Source organism: Bacillus sp. FSL H8-0534 (assembly GCF_038005885.1).
GTDB classification, from domain to species: domain Bacteria; phylum Bacillota; class Bacilli; order Bacillales; family Bacillaceae_G; genus Bacillus_A; species Bacillus_A pseudomycoides.
Map to the genome: position 1 here is coordinate 3,871,484 of NZ_JBBOUC010000001.1, position 17,538 is coordinate 3,889,021.

The 17,538-nt window shown below is 35.3% G+C and carries 17 protein-coding genes and 1 pseudogene; 11 read left to right on the plus strand and 7 right to left on the minus strand.

Annotated features, from left to right (window positions below; genetic code table 11):
- The first annotated feature begins 18 nt into the window (after window positions 1–18).
- The 3 genes from MHH71_RS19630 (at window position 19) to MHH71_RS19640 (ending at window position 3,694) form a co-directional block, all read left to right on the plus strand.
- Window positions 19–336, plus strand: a complete 318-nt coding sequence (locus MHH71_RS19630) for a hypothetical protein (RefSeq protein ID WP_018764600.1) — start codon at window positions 19–21, stop codon at window positions 334–336.
- Window positions 337–421: 85 nt separating this feature from the next.
- The gene (gene mutTA / locus MHH71_RS19635) at window positions 422–901 is read left to right on the plus strand and encodes an antimutator 8-oxo-(dGTP/GTP)ase (RefSeq protein WP_003202680.1); all 480 of its coding nucleotides are present in this window, start codon (window positions 422–424) and stop codon (window positions 899–901) included.
- Window positions 902–1,648: 747 nt separating this feature from the next.
- Window positions 1,649–3,694: an N-acetylmuramoyl-L-alanine amidase gene (locus MHH71_RS19640; RefSeq protein WP_078211773.1), complete on the plus strand. Its 2,046-nt coding sequence runs from the start codon at window positions 1,649–1,651 to the stop codon at window positions 3,692–3,694.
- Window positions 3,695–3,816: 122 nt separating this feature from the next.
- Here the strand turns inward: MHH71_RS19640 and MHH71_RS19645 are convergent.
- A protein-coding gene (locus tag MHH71_RS19645) for an IS3 family transposase (RefSeq protein ID WP_098125495.1) occupies window positions 3,817–4,979 on the minus strand; the annotation gives its coding sequence in 2 pieces (ribosomal slippage) (window positions 3,817–4,712 and window positions 4,712–4,979; 1,164 coding nt in all).
- Between the two features lie 177 nt (window positions 4,980–5,156).
- A complete protein-coding gene (locus tag MHH71_RS19650) occupies window positions 5,157–5,816 on the minus strand; it encodes an HAD family hydrolase (protein ID WP_006096296.1) in 660 nt (219 codons plus the stop codon).
- Between the two features lie 207 nt (window positions 5,817–6,023).
- Here MHH71_RS19650 and MHH71_RS19655 point away from each other — a divergent pair, with 207 nt between their 5' ends.
- Window positions 6,024–6,251, plus strand: a complete 228-nt coding sequence (locus tag MHH71_RS19655) for a hypothetical protein (RefSeq protein WP_006096295.1) — start codon at window positions 6,024–6,026, stop codon at window positions 6,249–6,251.
- A gap of 68 nt (window positions 6,252–6,319) precedes the next feature.
- Here the strand turns inward: MHH71_RS19655 and MHH71_RS19660 are convergent, their stop codons facing one another.
- The 3 genes from MHH71_RS19660 to MHH71_RS19670 are packed head-to-tail and all read right to left on the minus strand — an operon-like array spanning window position 6,320 to window position 8,899.
- Window positions 6,320–7,126 carry an ABC transporter permease gene (locus MHH71_RS19660; protein ID WP_033796489.1) on the minus strand — a complete coding sequence of 269 codons (807 nt, stop codon included), beginning with the start codon at window positions 7,124–7,126 and terminating at the stop codon, window positions 6,320–6,322.
- Window positions 7,119–7,883 carry an ABC transporter ATP-binding protein gene (locus tag MHH71_RS19665; RefSeq protein WP_006096294.1) on the minus strand — a complete coding sequence of 255 codons (765 nt, stop codon included), beginning with the start codon at window positions 7,881–7,883 and terminating at the stop codon, window positions 7,119–7,121. The genes MHH71_RS19660 and MHH71_RS19665 overlap by 8 nt, the downstream gene beginning before the upstream one ends.
- 11 nt (window positions 7,884–7,894) lie before the next feature.
- A complete protein-coding gene (locus MHH71_RS19670; RefSeq protein WP_018764595.1) occupies window positions 7,895–8,899 on the minus strand; it encodes an ABC transporter substrate-binding protein in 1,005 nt (334 codons plus the stop codon).
- Window positions 8,900–9,019: 120 nt separating this feature from the next.
- On the opposite strand from MHH71_RS19670, the gene MHH71_RS19675 reads away from it, so the two are divergent.
- From MHH71_RS19675 to MHH71_RS19705, 7 genes and pseudogenes are all read left to right on the plus strand, one after another.
- Window positions 9,020–9,316 carry a DUF3986 family protein gene (locus MHH71_RS19675; RefSeq protein ID WP_006096292.1) on the plus strand — a complete coding sequence of 99 codons (297 nt, stop codon included), beginning with the start codon at window positions 9,020–9,022 and terminating at the stop codon, window positions 9,314–9,316.
- 1 nt (window position 9,317) lies between these two features.
- Entirely contained in the window at window positions 9,318–9,551 is a 234-nt protein-coding gene (locus MHH71_RS19680) for a hypothetical protein (RefSeq protein ID WP_006096291.1), read from the plus strand.
- A gap of 222 nt (window positions 9,552–9,773) precedes the next feature.
- Window positions 9,774–10,736, plus strand: coding sequence for a metallophosphoesterase (locus MHH71_RS19685; protein ID WP_006096290.1), 963 nt, complete (start codon window positions 9,774–9,776; stop codon window positions 10,734–10,736).
- A gap of 116 nt (window positions 10,737–10,852) precedes the next feature.
- Window positions 10,853–10,939, plus strand: a pseudogene (locus MHH71_RS30660) (DUF2196 domain-containing protein); the annotation flags it as partial.
- A gap of 266 nt (window positions 10,940–11,205) precedes the next feature.
- Complete coding sequence (locus MHH71_RS19695; protein WP_006096288.1) at window positions 11,206–13,023, plus strand: acyltransferase family protein; 1,818 nt, start codon at window positions 11,206–11,208, stop codon at window positions 13,021–13,023.
- Between the two features lie 363 nt (window positions 13,024–13,386).
- Entirely contained in the window at window positions 13,387–14,586 is a 1,200-nt protein-coding gene (locus MHH71_RS19700; protein WP_006096287.1) for an ATP-binding protein, read from the plus strand.
- Between the two features lie 335 nt (window positions 14,587–14,921).
- On the plus strand, window positions 14,922–16,142 hold the full coding sequence (locus tag MHH71_RS19705; protein ID WP_003201289.1) for an ATP-binding protein: 1,221 nt from the start codon (window positions 14,922–14,924) through the stop codon (window positions 16,140–16,142).
- A 122-nt stretch (window positions 16,143–16,264) separates the two neighbouring features.
- On the opposite strand, the gene MHH71_RS19710 is transcribed toward MHH71_RS19705, so the two are convergent.
- Both MHH71_RS19710 and MHH71_RS19715 read right to left on the minus strand, forming a co-directional pair.
- Entirely contained in the window at window positions 16,265–16,597 is a 333-nt protein-coding gene (locus tag MHH71_RS19710; RefSeq protein WP_006096286.1) for a hypothetical protein, read from the minus strand.
- The gene (locus tag MHH71_RS19715) at window positions 16,598–17,515 is read right to left on the minus strand and encodes a Nif3-like dinuclear metal center hexameric protein (RefSeq protein WP_006096285.1); all 918 of its coding nucleotides are present in this window, start codon (window positions 17,513–17,515) and stop codon (window positions 16,598–16,600) included.
- Window positions 17,516–17,538: the final 23 nt, after the last annotated feature.

Here is a 17,538-nt window from a genome sequence, read left to right on the forward strand (position 1 = left end):
GTGAAAGAAGGGTGTTATATGGATAATAAGAAAACTTACTATATATCAGTAGGAAATGGTCAGATTTCGCAGGTGAAAACGGCAGATACATATAGCTTTGAAATCCAGGCGAATGATGAGGAAATTACCCAGCTTCGGGAATACTTCGATCAAGCGTATCGTGAAGATCTTGGCTCTTTTGTACGTTCGCACGTTCCGTATGTTGAGTATCATCATGATTCGAATAATGACCGGTATGATGAACAACTGCAGAAAGCCTATAAGATGATTTATGATTTAGGGAATCATGAAACGAAAGAATTAGTCGCGCAAATGGGAATAATCAATGGATTGTAGTTGGATAACATTATGCATATGAATGAGAATTGTGCTACAATTTGTGGTAGGAAAAACTTGTAACCATCTATAGGGGAGTAATGGCATGTACAAATTTAAAGATTATTACCACAACACTGTACAATTATCGTTTGAACGTTACCCATTTTCTCCTGAGCCAAAGCATGTTTGGGTTGTATGCCGGTACGGGGATCAATGGTTATTAACGCATCATTTGCGCCGCGGTCTTGAATTTCCAGGTGGCAAGGTGGAGCTGGGGGAAACACCGGAAGAAGCGGCAGTTCGAGAGGTTCATGAAGAAACCGGTGGTATTGTTTCTGATTTAACTTACTTAGGACAATACAAAGTATCTGGAAAAGACAAAATAATCATTAAAAACATTTATTTCGCAACAATTAGTGCAGTAGAAGAACATACGCACTATGAAGAGACAAAAGGGTCTGTTCTATTAAAAGAAATCCCGGATAACATTAAAACTGACAGGAAATTTAGCTTTATTATGCGTGACGATGTATTAGCGCGTACGATGAAACATATAGAAGAACTCGGCTGTTTTACGAAGTAAAGGGGCCGGGTTCTTTTTGTTATTAAAATTATATTTGTTCCTTCGGTATATATTCCGGCAGAGTGCTTGTAATGTAGTGCTACCGATATATATTCATGGAAAAACTTATATGGAGTGTTAAAAAAGATAGAAACAAACTCACGATATGTATCATAGAGTAAATTTATATAAGAGGAAGACAAAATAGCTATTTCATAAAAATAAATTAATTTTTTTCTGGCTCCCCTGTAAAATGCTTCACTCGTTCGAATCCTATAATAAAAAAATGATTTAAGGAACATTAACATAAAAAGAAGGTTTGTGCGTATGAGTATACACCGTACATATATGCAATAAAAACACACAGAGTTATAACTAATACTATTACATGCAATCAAAAACTCACTGGATTAACTGAATAATATATTGTCTTAATATTATTCAGTTAACAAAAACTTAAAAAGGAAAATTTATCTTTTTAATTGCATTTAGAATGTTGATATTATAACATTAGAGTTAAATTGAATTATGAAAATTAGTGTATAGTAACACCTAATCCTAGTGGATTTTGAGAACTTGACTTATGGCAATCTCCAAACTAAAAGGCCCTATGTAGTCATATCGCGCTACATAGGGCCTTTTAGTTTGGGGGCTGCTTTTTTTTGATTTAATATGTTTATAGAAATCAAATGTTGAGTTTTTAATTATCTTGCTAGAATTAGATCTTTATATTTTTAAATCAAGTGGATAAGGAAAGGTGAACTACACATGTTGAAGAAAACTGCAGTAGCTGTTTTAACATTAGGCTATGTGCTTAGCCCAATGCAAGCTTTGGCTGAAACAGAGAATGAACAGCTACCTTTGGAACAAAAAATTAGTACTGAGCAACAAAAACAATCTAAACAGGGCAATCAATTACTACCCGAGCAAAAGAAGCAAGAACAAGAAATTAGTACTGAGCAACAAGAACAATCTAAACAGGGCAATCAATTACTACCTGAGCAAAAGAAGCAAGAACAAGAAATTAGTACTGAGCAACAAGAACAATCTAAACAGCAAGATCAGCTATTACCTGAGCAAAAACAGCAAGAACAAAAGACAATACAGCAAGATATAACAAAGCAGCCTGGAACAGCAGGTGTAAAAAGTGAGCAACCACTAGGTACTAGTGAAATAGAAACGAATCAACCTACTGTTAAAACAGTACAGGCAGCACCTAAAACACAAGTAGGTTGGGTGAATAGAGATAATAAGTGGTATTATATTCAGCCAGATGGAAAACAGAAAACGGGTTGGCTGCAAGAAGGAACTACTTGGTACTATTTGCAACAAGATGGGGCAATGAAAACAGGCTGGTTGAAAGAAGGGACAACCTGGTATTACTTGCAAAGCAATGGAGCAATGAAAACGGGCTGGTTACAGGAAGGGACAACCTGGTATTACCTGCAAAGTAGTGGAGCAATGAAAACGGGCTGGTTGCAGGAAGGAACTACTTGGTATTATTTAGAAAGCAATGGAGCAATGAAAATAGGCTGGCTACAGCTTGGAGATAAAAAATATTATTTAGAAAGCAATGGAGCAATGAAAATAGGCTGGTTGCAGCTTGGTGATAAAAAATATTACTTCGAAAGCGATGGAGTAATGAAAACAGGTTGGCTGCAGCTTGGGGATAAAAAATATTATTTAGAAAGCAGCGGAGCAGCGAAAACAGGTTGGCAGTCAATTAATGGAGCATGGTACTACTTCAACGGAAGTGGAGCAATGCAAACAGGCTGGCAGTCAATTAATGGAGCATGGTACTACTTCAACGGAAGTGGAGCAATGCAAACAAATTGGCAGTCAATTAATGGAGCATGGTACTACTTCAACGGAAGTGGAGCAATGCAAACAAATTGGCAGTCAATTAATGGAGCATGGTACTACTTCAACGGAAGCGGAGCAATGCAAACAGATTGGCAGTCAATTAATGGAGCATGGTACTACTTCAACGGAAGCGGAGCAATGCAAACGGGCTGGTTGCAGGAAGGAACAACCTGGTATTACCTGCAAAATAGTGGAGCAATGCAAACGGGCTGGTTGCAGGAAGGAACAACTTGGTACTATCTGCAAAGCAACGGAGCGATGAAAACAGGTTGGCTACAGGAAGGAACAACTTGGTACTACCTGCAAGGCAATGGGGCAATGAAAATCGGATGGTTAGATGAGAATGGTAAAGTATACTATTTTGATACAAATGGTGTTTGGATTGACAATCCAATCATATTTGGTAAAACAATTATAGTTGATCCAGGACATGGTGGATATGATTCAGGGACATTATATGAAAATATATATGAAAAAACGATTGCCCTGCAAGTAGGTTTGAAGTTAAAGAGTTTATTAGCTCAGAGTGGTTCAAATGTTGTGATGACACGAGCAACAGATATCTTTATTCCATTAGGAGATCGTGTTCGTATTTCAAATGAAAACAAAGCAGATATTTTTGTTAGTGTGCATGTAAATTCAGCTGATGCGACTGCAGCAGAAGGAATTGAAACGTTATATAATTCTGAACACCCAAAAAGTAAACAAGCACTTACTTTAGCAAATGCTGTACAGAATGCTTTAATTAAAAATACAGGTGCTAAAAATAGATTTGTAAAAGATCGACCAGAACTTCGTGTGTTAAAGGCAGATAATAGTGCACCACCTATATTAGTAGAAACAGGATTTTTATCAAATCCTAATGAAAGAGTAAAATTGACTTCTGACAAATATCAAAATGTACTGGCACAATCTGTGTTTGAAGGAGTTCTAAAATATTTTTCTAATTAGAGGTAGCGTAACATTGCTAGTAAGCTAGGAAAAAGAAATACACTCTTAAAATGAAAAAACGCTATTCTTTCTCTAGAATTATAGGTGGTCTGACCCCATTTGGTGAGACAAAGAAAAAACACCTAGACAACATGTTTCCTATAAGCTATAGGTGACATGTTATCTAATTTTCTCTGAATCCGTTCATTATTATAGTAGTGGATGTATTCATCCACAGTTTGTATTATACTAGCATTATTCGATTGTTTTATATTTTGCGCATAGAATCCTTCGGATTTCAAGTGAGAATGAAAGGATTCTATGAGGGCATTATCATGGCAGTTTCCTGTACGAGACATGCTTGTGATAATGCCTTTTTCTTTGGCATATGTTTGAAATTGTTTTGATGTATACACTTTTCCTTGATCCGAATGTAAAATCGTATCAATCACATTTCGCTTTCTTAAAGCTTCTTTTAGAGTATCTAATACAAGAGAAACATCCTGTGTCTCACCTATTTTATAACTTATAATTTCATTGTTAAACCCATCTATAATAGATGAAAAATAAAGAGTCTTATTGCCGAACATCAAATACGTGATATCCGTGAACCATTTTTCATTAGGCTTGGTAGCTTTAAATCTTCGTTGTATTCTATTTTTAGCTACCACTGGTTCATGACCGAGTACAAATGTCTTTTTCTTTTTTCTAACCCGAGATAATACGTTGTATTTTCTCATGATACGTAATACTTTTTTATGATTGATTACGATGTTAAATTGATTACGTAGACAAGCTGTAACCCGACGATATCCATACCGATATTTATGATGTTGACATATTTCTATTACGGTTTTTTCTTCATGATTAGTTACTGTTTTCTCCTGCTTTTTCCAACGATAATAAGTAGCACGTGAAATATCAAATATGGAACACAGTTCTGCAATTGTAAAAATTGATTGCCATTCCTTTATCATTTTCATTATTTCTTCTTTTCCTCCCACCTCCTTAAAATTTCTTGGCACTTTTCCAGCAATATAATCTTTGCCTTTAAATAACGTATTTCTAATTCTTTTTGTTCAAGTTCTGTTAACTTTTTTAAGCCTTTTCCATGTACAGATTGTCTTCCAATAGATTGTTCAAACCGATAGGTTTCGCCTTCACGATACCATTTCATCCAAGTTTTAATTTGAGCCACATGTTTAATTCCTAAGGCATCCATAATTTCTTTATTTTTGAATCCTTGGTGTTTCATTTCAACTACTTTCCACTTTATTTCGGCGGGATAATGCGTCTTTTTCCCCATACGAAAAACACCTCCATTAAAATCATAACTGATACTTACGATTTAGAGAGGTGTTTTTTATCGTCTCATTCTCAGGGTTCACTCCAATAGGAAAGGATGGCGTTTTTGTATCTGATGAATTACAACTTTAGCTTTATACTAACGTGAAAAGTGAATTCTTTAAGGGTGACGACTTATTTATCCAAGTTTTACGAATGAAAGTACCTCAAGTAAATTTTCAACTACACGAGAATGTTCAAACTCTCCCCAAAATGAATCTTTCTTCCAAACTGCAGGAATCCCGGCGTTTTCAGCACCGGTTACATCGTTTTCCGGATGATCTCCAACATAGATACATTCTTCTGATCGGACGTTTAATTGTTTGAGGGCACGCTCAAAGATAGCTGGATGTGGCTTCTTAATACCTTCTGCTTCCGAAATGAGAATGGTATTTGTATAAGTATGTAAGTTCAAAGCGCGAATATTGTTCATTTGAAATTCGGTTATGCCGTTTGTAATAATCCCCACTTTAATATTCTTGTTTTGTAATTGCTGAAGTAATTCATGCATATTTGGAAAAGGAATGCAGTGGTTTGCGAATTCTGTTACGTAATCATGCAAGAGTTGTTCGGCTGTCACACTTGTAATTGCATATTCTTTAAGCAGGGTAGCGTATACTTTATTTTTCCAAGTATAGCCGTTATTGTCTAGCTGAATGAAACGAGAACAGTATTCTGATTTAATAATGCTGGTAAAATGATGAGCATAACGATCATATTGTTCATGAATAAAATGTTTTAAAGATTGATGCCGATCTAACAATGTTCCATCTAAATCAAATAGCACAGCACGAATCATAATAATCCCCCTTAAAATGAAAAAACTTCCTAGAAATAATTATCGCATATTTCTAAAAAAATGCATGGCATAAAACTTTTTGACGTGGAAGAAGGGACCAGAATTTCCAAATAGAATAGGTGTAAAAGAGATATTGTCACAAAATTAAAACAATTATAACGCGCATGTTGAAGATGCAATGAATTCATTCTCAAGGAGGTAGAGCGTATGAAAACCATTCTTGCTATTGCTGGTCTCATCTGGGTAATGTCTCATGGTGTTCCGATTTTCGAAGGAGAACAAATCCGTAATGCATTAAATCAATATTTTGATGAGTATCATATTGTAGATCGGAAAGATAATATTGTAACAGTGCGTGTGAAGGATTGCTTTCATACGGTCATGATTCAAGGAAACACTGTAATGAACGATACAAAAGTATGTGATCAGAAATAAAAAAGCTATGATTTCTTAAAAATAATGGTATAAAAAAGAAAGAGCTGACCCAAGTATTTTGTTTTGAGTCAGCTTCTTTTTTTCTTACCTATTAATAGTTTCTCGAATCCTTCAACAAACACATACATAAGAGTAGCAAGTGCACATGTCAGTAATACACTCAGCAGTACAAGCGTAAAGTTAAATACTTGGAATCCGTAGCTAATTAAATAACCGAGTCCTTGTTTGGAAACAAGAAGTTCACCGAAAATAACACCAACCCATGATAATCCAACGTTTACTTTTAAAGTTGAAATGATAGCTGGAAAGGAAGACGGTAAAATAACTTGTTTATAGCATTGCCATTTATTTGCGCCGAATGTATCCATTACTTTTATATAATTAGAATCAACTTCTTGAAATGCACTGTAAATAACAAGAATGGTGATAATGATGGAAATAATAACGCCCATTGCGATCGAAGAGGAGATGTTTGGGCCGAAAATAACGATAATAATCGGGCCAAGTGCTACTTTTGGCATTGCATTTAACACAACAAGGTATGGGTCTAATACGCGAGCTATAAGCGGTATCCACCAAAGAACGGTTGCGATAATTGTTCCGAGAACTGTACCGAGAATAAAACCAATACCTGTCTCAAGCAGTGTCGTCCATATGTGAATCCAAAGTGATCCGTCTCCCCATTTACTTACAAATAACTCCCAAATACTTGAAGGTGAGCTAAAGAGTAAAGGATCGATCCACTCCTGTTTACTGGAGATTTCCCATAATGTAAAGAAGAGAATGAGAAGTGAAAATTGTAAAGAGGCAGCTGTCCAAGTACGCTGACGCTCTTTTTTTCGAAACTGTTTGTGTAATTGTTTTATATTATCCAAGGCGCTCCAGCTCCTTCCATATGTCTTGAAAGAGGGCTGGAAAATCAGGGTGGTACCTTGCTTGTAACGGTGGTAGGGAGCGAATGCTTTTTGGTACTGAAAATATTTTTGCGATTTTCCCAGGGTTTGCTTGAAGCAAGTAAATACGATCACTCATTGCGATTGCTTCTTCAATGTCATGCGTGACGAGAAGAGATGTTTTCTTATATTTGTGTAATAAAGAAAATACGAGCTCCTCTAATTTTAATTTCGTTTGATAATCAAGAGCTGAAAATGGTTCATCAAGCAACAGGATTTTTGGATTTGTTGCAAGTGTACGAACGAGTGCTGCCCGTTGGCGCATGCCACCGGATAGTTCCCGAGGGGATTGCTTTTCTACGCCTTGCAAGCCGACTTGCTTTAAAAGTTGTAAGGTATGTTCTTTCGTTTCCTCTCCATATGTTTTTGTAATGTGCAGCCCAAGCATTATATTTTCTTCAATTGTTTTCCAGGGAAACAAGTAATCTTGTTGGAGCATATATCCCATTGAAGAAGTTGATTTTGTCACTGGCTCATCTTCTACAAAGACAATACCTTCAATTGGTTTTAATAGTCCTGCAATAATAGAAAGAAGCGTTGTTTTTCCACAGCCGCTTGGGCCAAGAAAGGAAATAAATTCCCCTTCTTCTACGTGTAAGTTAATATCTTCGAGGACGAGCCGGGCATTTTCTTTTGCAAAAAAGCAGTGGGAAACATTAGATATTTGTAAGAAACTCATTGTATTCGCCTCTATTTCTTAATAACGCTTTCGGCAATTTTTGTATCGACGAGCGCCTCATGTGGAACTTCTTTTTGTAATTCTCCAGCTTCTTTCATAATTTTTTGTAGTTGTTTCCATTCTTCCACGTCTAATAATGGATTTGTCGCATACGAATGTTGCTTTTTGTAGCGCTCGATTACTTTGACCGTAATATCTTTTGAAGTATCTTTAAAAAGTGGTGTAACAGCCTCGGCAATTTCTTCTGGACTATGCGTATCAACCCATTGCTGTGCTTTATATAATGCACGTGTGAATTTCTCCGCTGCTGCTTTGTCTTTCTTTAAAAAGCTTTCTTTTGCCATAAATGTTGTGTATGGAACAGTTCCAGATTCAGTACCAAAAGAAGCAACGATATAGCCCTTTCCTTCTTTTTCAAAAATACTCGCTGTTGGTTCAAACAACTGGACAAATTCGCCTGTACCAGACGCGAAGGCATTAGCGATATTAGCAAACTCAACATTTTGAATTAAATTTGTATCTTTGTGTGGATCAATGCCATTTTTCTTCAAAACGTATTCCCCAACCATTTGCGGCATACCACCTTTACGTTGACCAAGGAAAGTAACGCCCTTCACATCGTTCCAATTAAAGGAGTCTAATTTTTTGCGAGAAACTAAAAATGTACCATCAGTTTGCGTGAGCTGAGCAAAGTTAATAACCGGGTCTTTTGCTCCTTGCTGGTGAACATAAATGGATGTTTCAGAGCCGACAAGTGCAATGTCAATTCCACCAGATAACAGCGCAGTCATTGTTTTATCGCCACCAGCTGTCGTTTGTAGGTCGATATCTAATCCTTCTTCTTTAAAGAATCCTTTTTCAATCCCAACATATAACGGTGCGTAGAAGAGGGAATGTGTAACTTCACCAATGCGAATCTTTTGCACTTGTTGCTTCGTATCGTCTTTTTTACTACAAGCCACAAACGTAAAAACAGTAAGTACAAGTATACAAAAAACAGCTATAAATTTTTTCAAAATGTGACACCTCCTAGAAATGAATCTACTGCCATAATATGTAGGTAAGTGCCTAGATGTGAGTGGATGTAGAAGGAATTTTTTGGATGATAAAGAAGTACAAATATAAGGGGTGATAAAATGAAATATGAATATGATGATAGCATGCATTTACATCTTGATTATTTTGGAGATGAATTTGATGTGGAATCGATTGCTTATAAAAGAAAACATGAAGATGTGTGGGATGTATTTTTTAACTTTGCTTTTTATGGGATTCCGCTAGTACAGGTACAGGAAGATGAATTTATGGATGACTATTCCGGGTATCGCGTTTTTTCTGTACATGCAAATGACTTAAGCTGGGAATTTGGAAGTGCTAAGTTTGAAGAATGGCTTTTGGAACATCGTATATTAGAGAAATCAGTGCAGAAATAGAGTGATTGACTTTCTCGTTTTGTTACTTATAGTTGTAGCAGGATTTATGATATTACAGCTTCTTGTTTATCGATTTGCAAAGAAGAATGTCTATAAATATAAGGGAATGAAACTTATGCATATTTGGTTGGATATGCATGTAAAGAAAGGGTCTAAATTAGATTTTGGTGATTATACATTTATATTAATTGTATGCATCATATGGGAAATTTGGCTACTTCCTTTCATAAGGTAAAATCTTATAAAATCATCCAAACTGCTTCTAATAGTAGAAGTAAATATCCTATCATTTTTCCCCTTAATAGAAGGACCACATGCTGCATCAAATCTTAATTTTGGTTTAATTAGTTTGCTCATGTTCACCTCAATTTTCAAAAGACATACGTTTGTAACATAGAAATGCTACAACATTATTTAAATCGTATCTTTTTATGAAGATGAATTTAGAGGTGGACACATGAAAGCGAATTTAGAACACGCCAAAACAAATAGAATGAATTTGAACGAAGAAATACCTTCTTTGGAACAAGCCAAAGAAGGTACTTCCTTATTGCGGTTTAGAAGAATATGTATCATTTCCCTCATACTATTCATTCTTCCAATAACAATTTATGTATATGCTTTTCATTTGGAAACAAAATCATTTTCAGTTACATGGAACGATATTGAAAATCCAAATATTCCAGAAGGTTTTCATGGTGTGAAAATCTTACAGTTTTCAGATACACATTTCGGACCAAACTTTCCTCATAAACAGCAGCAAATATTAGTGGATAAAATCAATAAGCTAAAGCCTGACATTGTGGTTTTTACAGGTGATTTAATTGATAAATTTGGAGAATATGTTGTGGAAAGAGAGTACTCACAAACGATTTTGAAACAAATTCGCGCTCCTCTTGGAAAATATGCTGTGTTTGGCAATCATGATCGAGGAGGTGGCGGGGGACACTTATACGAACAGTATATGGAGAAGGCTGGCTTTACTGTTTTGAATAATGAAATGAAGAGGATTAAAGTTGCCAATGGTGATTACATTACCATTTCTGGTCTAGATGATTTTTTACTTGGAAAACCAAAAGTTAAACCTACTCTTCAGCACCTTCGAACAGAGGATTTTAATCTCCTGCTATTACATGAACCAGATGCTGTTGATCAAATATCTGAATATCCAGTGGACCTTCAACTATCTGGTCATAGTCATGGTGGACAAGTACAGCTTCCGTTCATAGGTTCTATCATTACTACTTCACTAGCAAATAAATATGTAGAAGGACTTTATTCATTGGAAGGAAAGAGTAAGCCATTACAGTTGTATGTGAATCGTGGTATTGGTACTACTAGAATGCCGGTACGGTTTTTAAGTAAGCCGGAACTTTCTGTTTTTTCATTAAAGAGAACAAGCAGTTATGAGAAAAGATAGCGTGTTTATTGTTTGCGAAGTTATTAAAAAACAAACAATTGGATGTAACTGAGTGGAAATTCGATAAATTACGACAAAGCTATACCCTTGTATCTGTTATCTTAAATAAGTTCGTTATTTTAACAAACACGGAGACGCATGTATACGGTATTAAAGTACGATTACAAGATGGGAAAGTTGGTAGAGTTCAGAGTATCGGTTAATAAGAAAGGAGGTTATCCTAAAAATAGAATTTTTAGGATAACCTCCTTTTTTACATGAAAGTTCATAAATGAGACTATTTCATGTTAATACATAACATGGTAAAATTTTAGTTACTGTGCATGCAATCATAAAAATTGAGTGTGTTTGTTAATAGGTTTTGTAATATTTTGATTCGGTTCATATTTTTTAGAGGTAATACATATTGATAGAGTTTTATATTGTAAATATTCACGTAATTTTAGAGAAATACGGGGGTGACTGGCGGATGCCCGAACCATTAAAGAAAAGTAGTCGCTATATGGTTGGATTGGACAGTCTAAGGGGCCTAGCTATACTAGGCGTCATTTTATATCATATTAATTTTAATTGGATGCCTGGAGGATTCCTAGGTGTTACTGTATTTTTTGTACTTTCGGGTTATTTAATTACAGATATTCTAGCTATAGAATGGAAGAGAAATAAGAGGATTGACTTGAAGAAATTCTGGCTCAGTAGGGCAAGGAGATTACTTCCTGGAATGCTTGTCATGCTTGTAATTGTTTTAGCATGGATTACAATTTTTCATAGTTCTTTGCTAGGAAAGATGCGTGGGGATTCGCTAGCAGCTTTATTATATTTCAGTAACTGGTGGTATATTTATCATAAATTATCGTACTTTGATAGTTTTAGCCAACTTTCTCCACTGAATCATTTTTGGTCGTTAGCTGTTGAAGAACAGTTCTATGTAATTTGGCCATTTATTATTAGCCTGGCGTTTCGTTACATAAAAAAGAAATCACATATCATTTTATTCATTGTTTTAGGGGCAGCTGCTTCTGCATTGGCAATGGCATTTCTGTATGAACCAGGAGCTGATCCAAGCAGAATTTATTACGGTACTGATACAAGGGCCTTTTCCTTATTGATTGGAGCGGCACTTGCCTTAATTTGGCCAAGCAGTAGGCTTGCAAATAAAATTATTCCACAAGCACGTCTCATTCTTGACGTAGTTGGAGGAATGGCTCTTATTATTATCCTCGTTATGTTTTGGAAGACAAATCAATATGATCCGTTTCTATATCGCGGAGGAATGGTCATTTTATCAATTGCTACTGCCTTATTAGTGGCGAACCTTGCTCACCCAGCTAGCCGAATTGCTCAATTTTTAAGGTTTAGACCACTGCGTTGGATGGGAGTACGATCGTATGGGATATATCTTTGGCATTATCCGATTATCACGTTAACGACTCCGAAGGTAAGTGCTGGAGAGTTTTCGCTTACAAGAGCAATTCTTCAATTTTTACTTATTATAGTAGCTGCACAAATTTCATGGAAGTTTATTGAAAATCCAATCCGACAAGGGGCATTGAAGAATATTCGCTCTAGGAATTGGGGAATGAAAAACTTAGCATTAAGTGGTAAGCTAGCCTTAGTATGTGCACTATTCGTTTCTACGATCGCTGTTTTTGGATTATCAACAGCTAGTAAAGCGAAGGATAATCCTCAAAAAGATAAGGTGGAAGCAGTACAAACGGAACAAAAAGAAAAACCGAAACATCCAGTGGCAGTTAGGGAAAAACCAGCTGATGAGCCACCTCGAAATAAAGAACAACAAGAAGCTACTGCGCAGCCTAAAGGTCCTCAAACAGTTACAGCTGTAGGTGATTCTATTATGATTGACGTCGCCCCGTATTTGAAAAATTCATTTCCTAATATTAGGATTGATGCAAAAATTGGTCGCCAACTGTCTAAAGCAATTCCTGTGGTGGAACAGCTAAAGAATGAGGGGAATTTAGGGAATCATGTCATTATTGGATTAGGTACAAATGGTGCCTTTACAAAAGAGCAACTCGTATCATTAATAAAAGTGATTGGGAATGAACGTAAAATTATATTCATCAATACGAGGGTACCACGTCCGTGGGAATCATTAGTGAATGAGAAATTAAAAGAAGTCGCATCTGAGTACCAAAATGTGACGTTAGTCGATTGGTATTCAGCAAGTGCTGATAATAAGGCGTATTTTGAGCCGGATGGCGTACATTTAACGAAAACAGGTGCAGAAGCATATGCTGCGCTTGTAGCAAAAGCGGTGAATCAATAATTTGATTTGCATCACACTTTGACATAACTTCAAAGTGTGATGCAATAGATTGATTGAAATCAAAAAAGAACTTGTAGATACGCTACAAGTTCTTTTTGACTTATATTTAATAACGGGGTAGGCTCAAACACAAAGAACGGGGAGTTCTCTTTACAGTTAACCTGACAAGTTCAGTATATAACAAATAATAGCGTTTTTTAGTACATATTATTGAAAATTATGTGACTTATCAAATTGATAAGTCGGGGTAAACTTTTCTACATTATTTGATATTATTTTGGTCAAACACTATTGTCGTTTATTATAATAATGAGTGTTAGTAATAATATAGCGAAAGTATATAGCTTTTGAGGAAGTGTTAAAGTGAAAGAAAACTTTATCTCATTTCAAGAAGAAAAGAAAAATGCTCGACTCTTTTTATGGGTATTGAATATTGTATGGGTTATATATGAAACAGTTTATTCTGTTATGCTAGGAGATTCTGAAACACTAATAAGATTAGATGTTCAAGTTCCAAAGTTTTTGTATGGAGCCTGCATAATAGCATGTAGTATGTATATGATGAAAAGGGAACAGGCATATCGTGTTAAGTATATATATTTAATAGCTTATATGTGTTCAGAAATTTTAAACTTATATTGGTATGCACTTCACAATAAAGTAGCATTTGATGATGGGCATACAATTGAATTTGTTTTTATTTTATTTGTGCCAATCTTTATGAGTAAACGGTATTTGCTTTGGTTATTTTTGGTTATTATGGGGAAATACAGTGTACTTTTGGTCCTAGGGAAAAAAGCGGCATTTATGCCGTTGGTTATGTATAGCCTCTTATTATTTGTAACGTATCTCCTATTGAATCGATTTTTACAGTACCTTTCTACTGTAAACAACGTGATGATAGAAAAGCGAGAGTCTGAAAAGCTCGTAGTTATTGGAAAAATGGCAGCATCTGTTGGACATGAAATTAAAAATCCACTTTCATCGTTAAGGGGATTTACGCAATTGCAGAAAGAGAAATATGTAGATGATAAAGTGTATGAACATATGATTGATGAAATTGAGCATATAAACAATATGATAAGTGAGCTTATGGTAATGGCAACTTGTAAACCTTCTACCTACAGTAGTTATTTAATAGAAGGTATTGTATCAAATGCGTTGAAAGAAATGAGTGCAGAAATCAACAGGAAACAGCTGTATCTCATTTATGATGTTGCACCTGATCAAATAAAAATAGATTGTGATCATCGTAAATTAAAAGGAGTATTTCTATACATAATAAAGAACGCAATTGAAGCGATGGAACATGGCGGAACACTTCAAATACATATAAACAAAAGAAATGAAGATGGTGTAATAGTAAGTATTGTAGATAATGGGTGCGGTGTGCAGGAAGAGAATTTACAGCGTATAACAGAAGCCTTTTATACGACAAAGAAAAATGGCATCGGTTTAGGGCTTACTGTTGCTTGCAAGATTATTGAAGAACATGATGGGAAAATACACATTACGAGTAAAAGAAACGTAGGAACGAAAGTAGACATTATTTTACCTATATAAGAAAATTGAAAAACCGACATAAAACCTTTCTTTTTAGGTGAGAGAGAGCATCCGGCCATGGATAGAAGCGGTCAGATCCTTTTCCAGCCCCATGCCAAGTGAAAACAAAGAGAGAACACGAGTGCAGGTCACCTTTTGTTTTTCATAGCAGCTTATATGTGAAAAATCAAAAAGGAGTTATCCCGCAAAAGCTCGACGGGTGATGGAAGTTTCACTTTATATAAATACAAATTGAAAAATCGACAGAAAACCTAATTTATGTTAAAAATCAAAATGGGTTTATAGAGAAGGCAAGATTCGCGAAGTATGTGTATTGTGAATAGAGGAGTTACTACATGGACAGTGTTTATAAATTAACAAGGGAAGAGATTCGAACGTTAAAGCTGTTTTTAAGTTTATTCTTTACAACTTTTTTTATTTATGATGTTGCATATTATTATATTATGCCTAAGCTAGAAGGGGGAGGAGATGGGGGTCCAATTCTAGAAATGGGTTTAGGGATATGGTTGTATATTCTCATGGTTATATTGGTGTTTGTGGGAATATATGTGGCGAAGCGACAGAATCCATATGCTGTGAAATATATTATTTTCATAGGATATAATATATTAGATTTCATTCATAATTTTATCATTTACTATGGAACAGATTTAGAGTTTGATGCAGGGAATATAGTGGAAGGGTTTTTCTTTCTTTTTGCACCATTATTTGTAAATAAACGCTATTTTTGGTTAGTAACCGGAGGGACAATAATAAAGTATGTTTTAATGGGATTCATTGTGAATTCTTTTATTGTTCTCATTCCTATTGTTCTTTGTAGCTTGTTTTCCATTATAGGATGGATTATTTTATTGAGATTCCAATCTTATATACACACAATTGAAATGACACATAAGGAATTGCAACAATCGGAGAAGATGGCTGTAATTGGAAGGGTGGCAACAGTTATCGGTTTTAAAATGCGTAATCCATTGATGCTGTTGAACGGTTTTGTTAGAGGACAAAAAGAAAAGTATCCTGAGGATAAAGCCTATTGTGATATTATGGAGCAAGAAATCGAAAGAATCGATACAATTGCCACCGAACTGGTGGAGCTTGGAAATTCTAAGCCAATGGAATGCGGGAATCATAATATAAAAGACATTCTTTCATACGTGGTAAGAATTATGGGACAGCCTGCTTCGGAACGAGGAATTAAAATACATACCATTTATAAAGGTGAGTTACCAAGTATAATATGTAATGAAAAACGTTTAAAACAAGTGTTTTTAAATTTAATAAAAAATGCGATTGAATCTATGCAAGATGGTGGAATAATTATCATTGAGGTTACATTAAAAGATGCAATGATCATTCGAATCAAGGATGAGGGATGTGGCATACCGAAAGACAAAATGCCTAAACTGAGCGAAGCTTTTTATACAACGAAAGATGATGGAACTGGTTTAGGATTAATGGTTACATATAAGATTATTGAAGAACATCAAGGCAAGATACAGTTTGAGAGTGAAGTTGGAGTAGGGACTACAGTTGAAATTACGTTGCCAATTCACTGATGAATGGGAAAGAGAGGGAAGCAGATCCTCTCTTTTTATTTAAAATGATCGTTACATATACCTTATTAGATTTATTATCTATTCCTGATAACTAAAAGATCCGCAGTATTAGCGAATCTTTTTTAATCTCGTAGACCAAATCCAATTACTTTCTTTGTTTTCATATCAACAAATGCATCTACATTTCCAAGTTTGTAAGAACGATCAGATGGGAATGAAATACGATAAACCTCTTTTCCTATATAAGAGGAATCTTTGACCGAAGATATTCCGGCTTGCAATGTTTCAGTTGTAATTGTAGCATGCTTCCAGCCATCACTTAGTTCTTCTTTCGTATGTTCAGATAATTGATCCCACACTGTTTTTCTTAATTCGTCTTCAGGGTTATTTTTACATGCACCTAATAAAAAACAGGTAAGAAAGAGAAATATGAAAAAAATTTTTCGAATGCGCATTTAATACCACCATTTCTTTTGCGGAAGTAAAACAACATCCACATCAAAGTTTTCTATAAACCAATCACGCATTAATGTTTTCTTCACTAAGTATTCAGAAGCAGAGTGTGACACACTGATAAGTGACATATTCGTTTCTTTCACATATTCCATAATTAATGAATACTTATGTTTGCCGTATTCGTTATCAATATGGCAATGAATTTCACCTGTAATATACGCCTCAGCGCCCTTTTCTTCTGCTTCTTTAAGAAGATCTATTTTATCACCGCATCCAGCGATAATTGCAATTTTTGTGATAAATTCATGTCGTTTGCCTTCAAAGTCTATATATGGAATGTGAAAGAGTTCTTTTAGTTGGTTTTCGAGTTTTCTTGTTGTTGTTTCAGGAATTTTGCAAATGAGTCCACATGGTATATCTTTACCATCATAAGCAAAACCATCTACTATATCGGCCTCTAGAGCTTTTGCAATCGCAATGCTTGTTCCGTATGTTTGATGATGATCCATTGGAACATGGCATGTATAAATAGAAAGGTCTTTATCTTTGATTTCTTGTAAATAGTGAGCTGGAATCGGTAAAAAGCCTCGTCCGGATTTTCCAAGAGGATCACCGCATTCCATCACAAGAGGATGATGCATAAAAAGTAAATCACCTGGTTTCGATTGTAAGATGAACTTTTCAAGAACATCATCTGTTGGGAAGACTGCTAAAAAGACGCTATTTACAGTTGCAGCCCCTTTTATCATAAGTCCGTTAAAGGTATTTACAAAGTCTGTTTCAAAAAAATGTTGCCAAGGAAAATCAATTAGATCGTATACAGCTGGAATAAAGCGGCTGAAGGCACCGTCTTTTCCATATTTTTTAATTTGAAATAAATGATCAAGTGCTTGTTGTATTTCTTGTAAAGCTGCCATAATTCATCCTCCTTTATCACATA

Bases quoted from the DNA above. Each gene is read 5' to 3' on its own strand.
- MHH71_RS19630 (WP_018764600.1), top strand. From the start codon at position 19: ATGGATAATAAGAAAACTTACTATATATCAGTAGGAAATGGTCAGATT.
- mutTA (WP_003202680.1), top strand. From the start codon at position 422: ATGTACAAATTTAAAGATTATTACCACAACACTGTACAATTATCGTTT.
- MHH71_RS19640 (WP_078211773.1), top strand. From the start codon at position 1,649: ATGTTGAAGAAAACTGCAGTAGCTGTTTTAACATTAGGCTATGTGCTT.
- MHH71_RS19650 (WP_006096296.1), bottom strand. From the start codon at position 5,816: ATGATTCGTGCTGTGCTATTTGATTTAGATGGAACATTGTTAGATCGG.
- MHH71_RS19655 (WP_006096295.1), top strand. From the start codon at position 6,024: ATGAAAACCATTCTTGCTATTGCTGGTCTCATCTGGGTAATGTCTCAT.
- MHH71_RS19665 (WP_006096294.1), bottom strand. From the start codon at position 7,883: ATGAGTTTCTTACAAATATCTAATGTTTCCCACTGCTTTTTTGCAAAA.
- MHH71_RS19675 (WP_006096292.1), top strand. From the start codon at position 9,020: ATGAAATATGAATATGATGATAGCATGCATTTACATCTTGATTATTTT.
- MHH71_RS19685 (WP_006096290.1), top strand. From the start codon at position 9,774: ATGAAAGCGAATTTAGAACACGCCAAAACAAATAGAATGAATTTGAAC.
- MHH71_RS19695 (WP_006096288.1), top strand. From the start codon at position 11,206: ATGCCCGAACCATTAAAGAAAAGTAGTCGCTATATGGTTGGATTGGAC.
- MHH71_RS19705 (WP_003201289.1), top strand. From the start codon at position 14,922: ATGGACAGTGTTTATAAATTAACAAGGGAAGAGATTCGAACGTTAAAG.
- MHH71_RS19710 (WP_006096286.1), bottom strand. From the start codon at position 16,597: ATGCGCATTCGAAAAATTTTTTTCATATTTCTCTTTCTTACCTGTTTT.
- MHH71_RS19715 (WP_006096285.1), bottom strand. From the start codon at position 17,515: ATGGCAGCTTTACAAGAAATACAACAAGCACTTGATCATTTATTTCAA.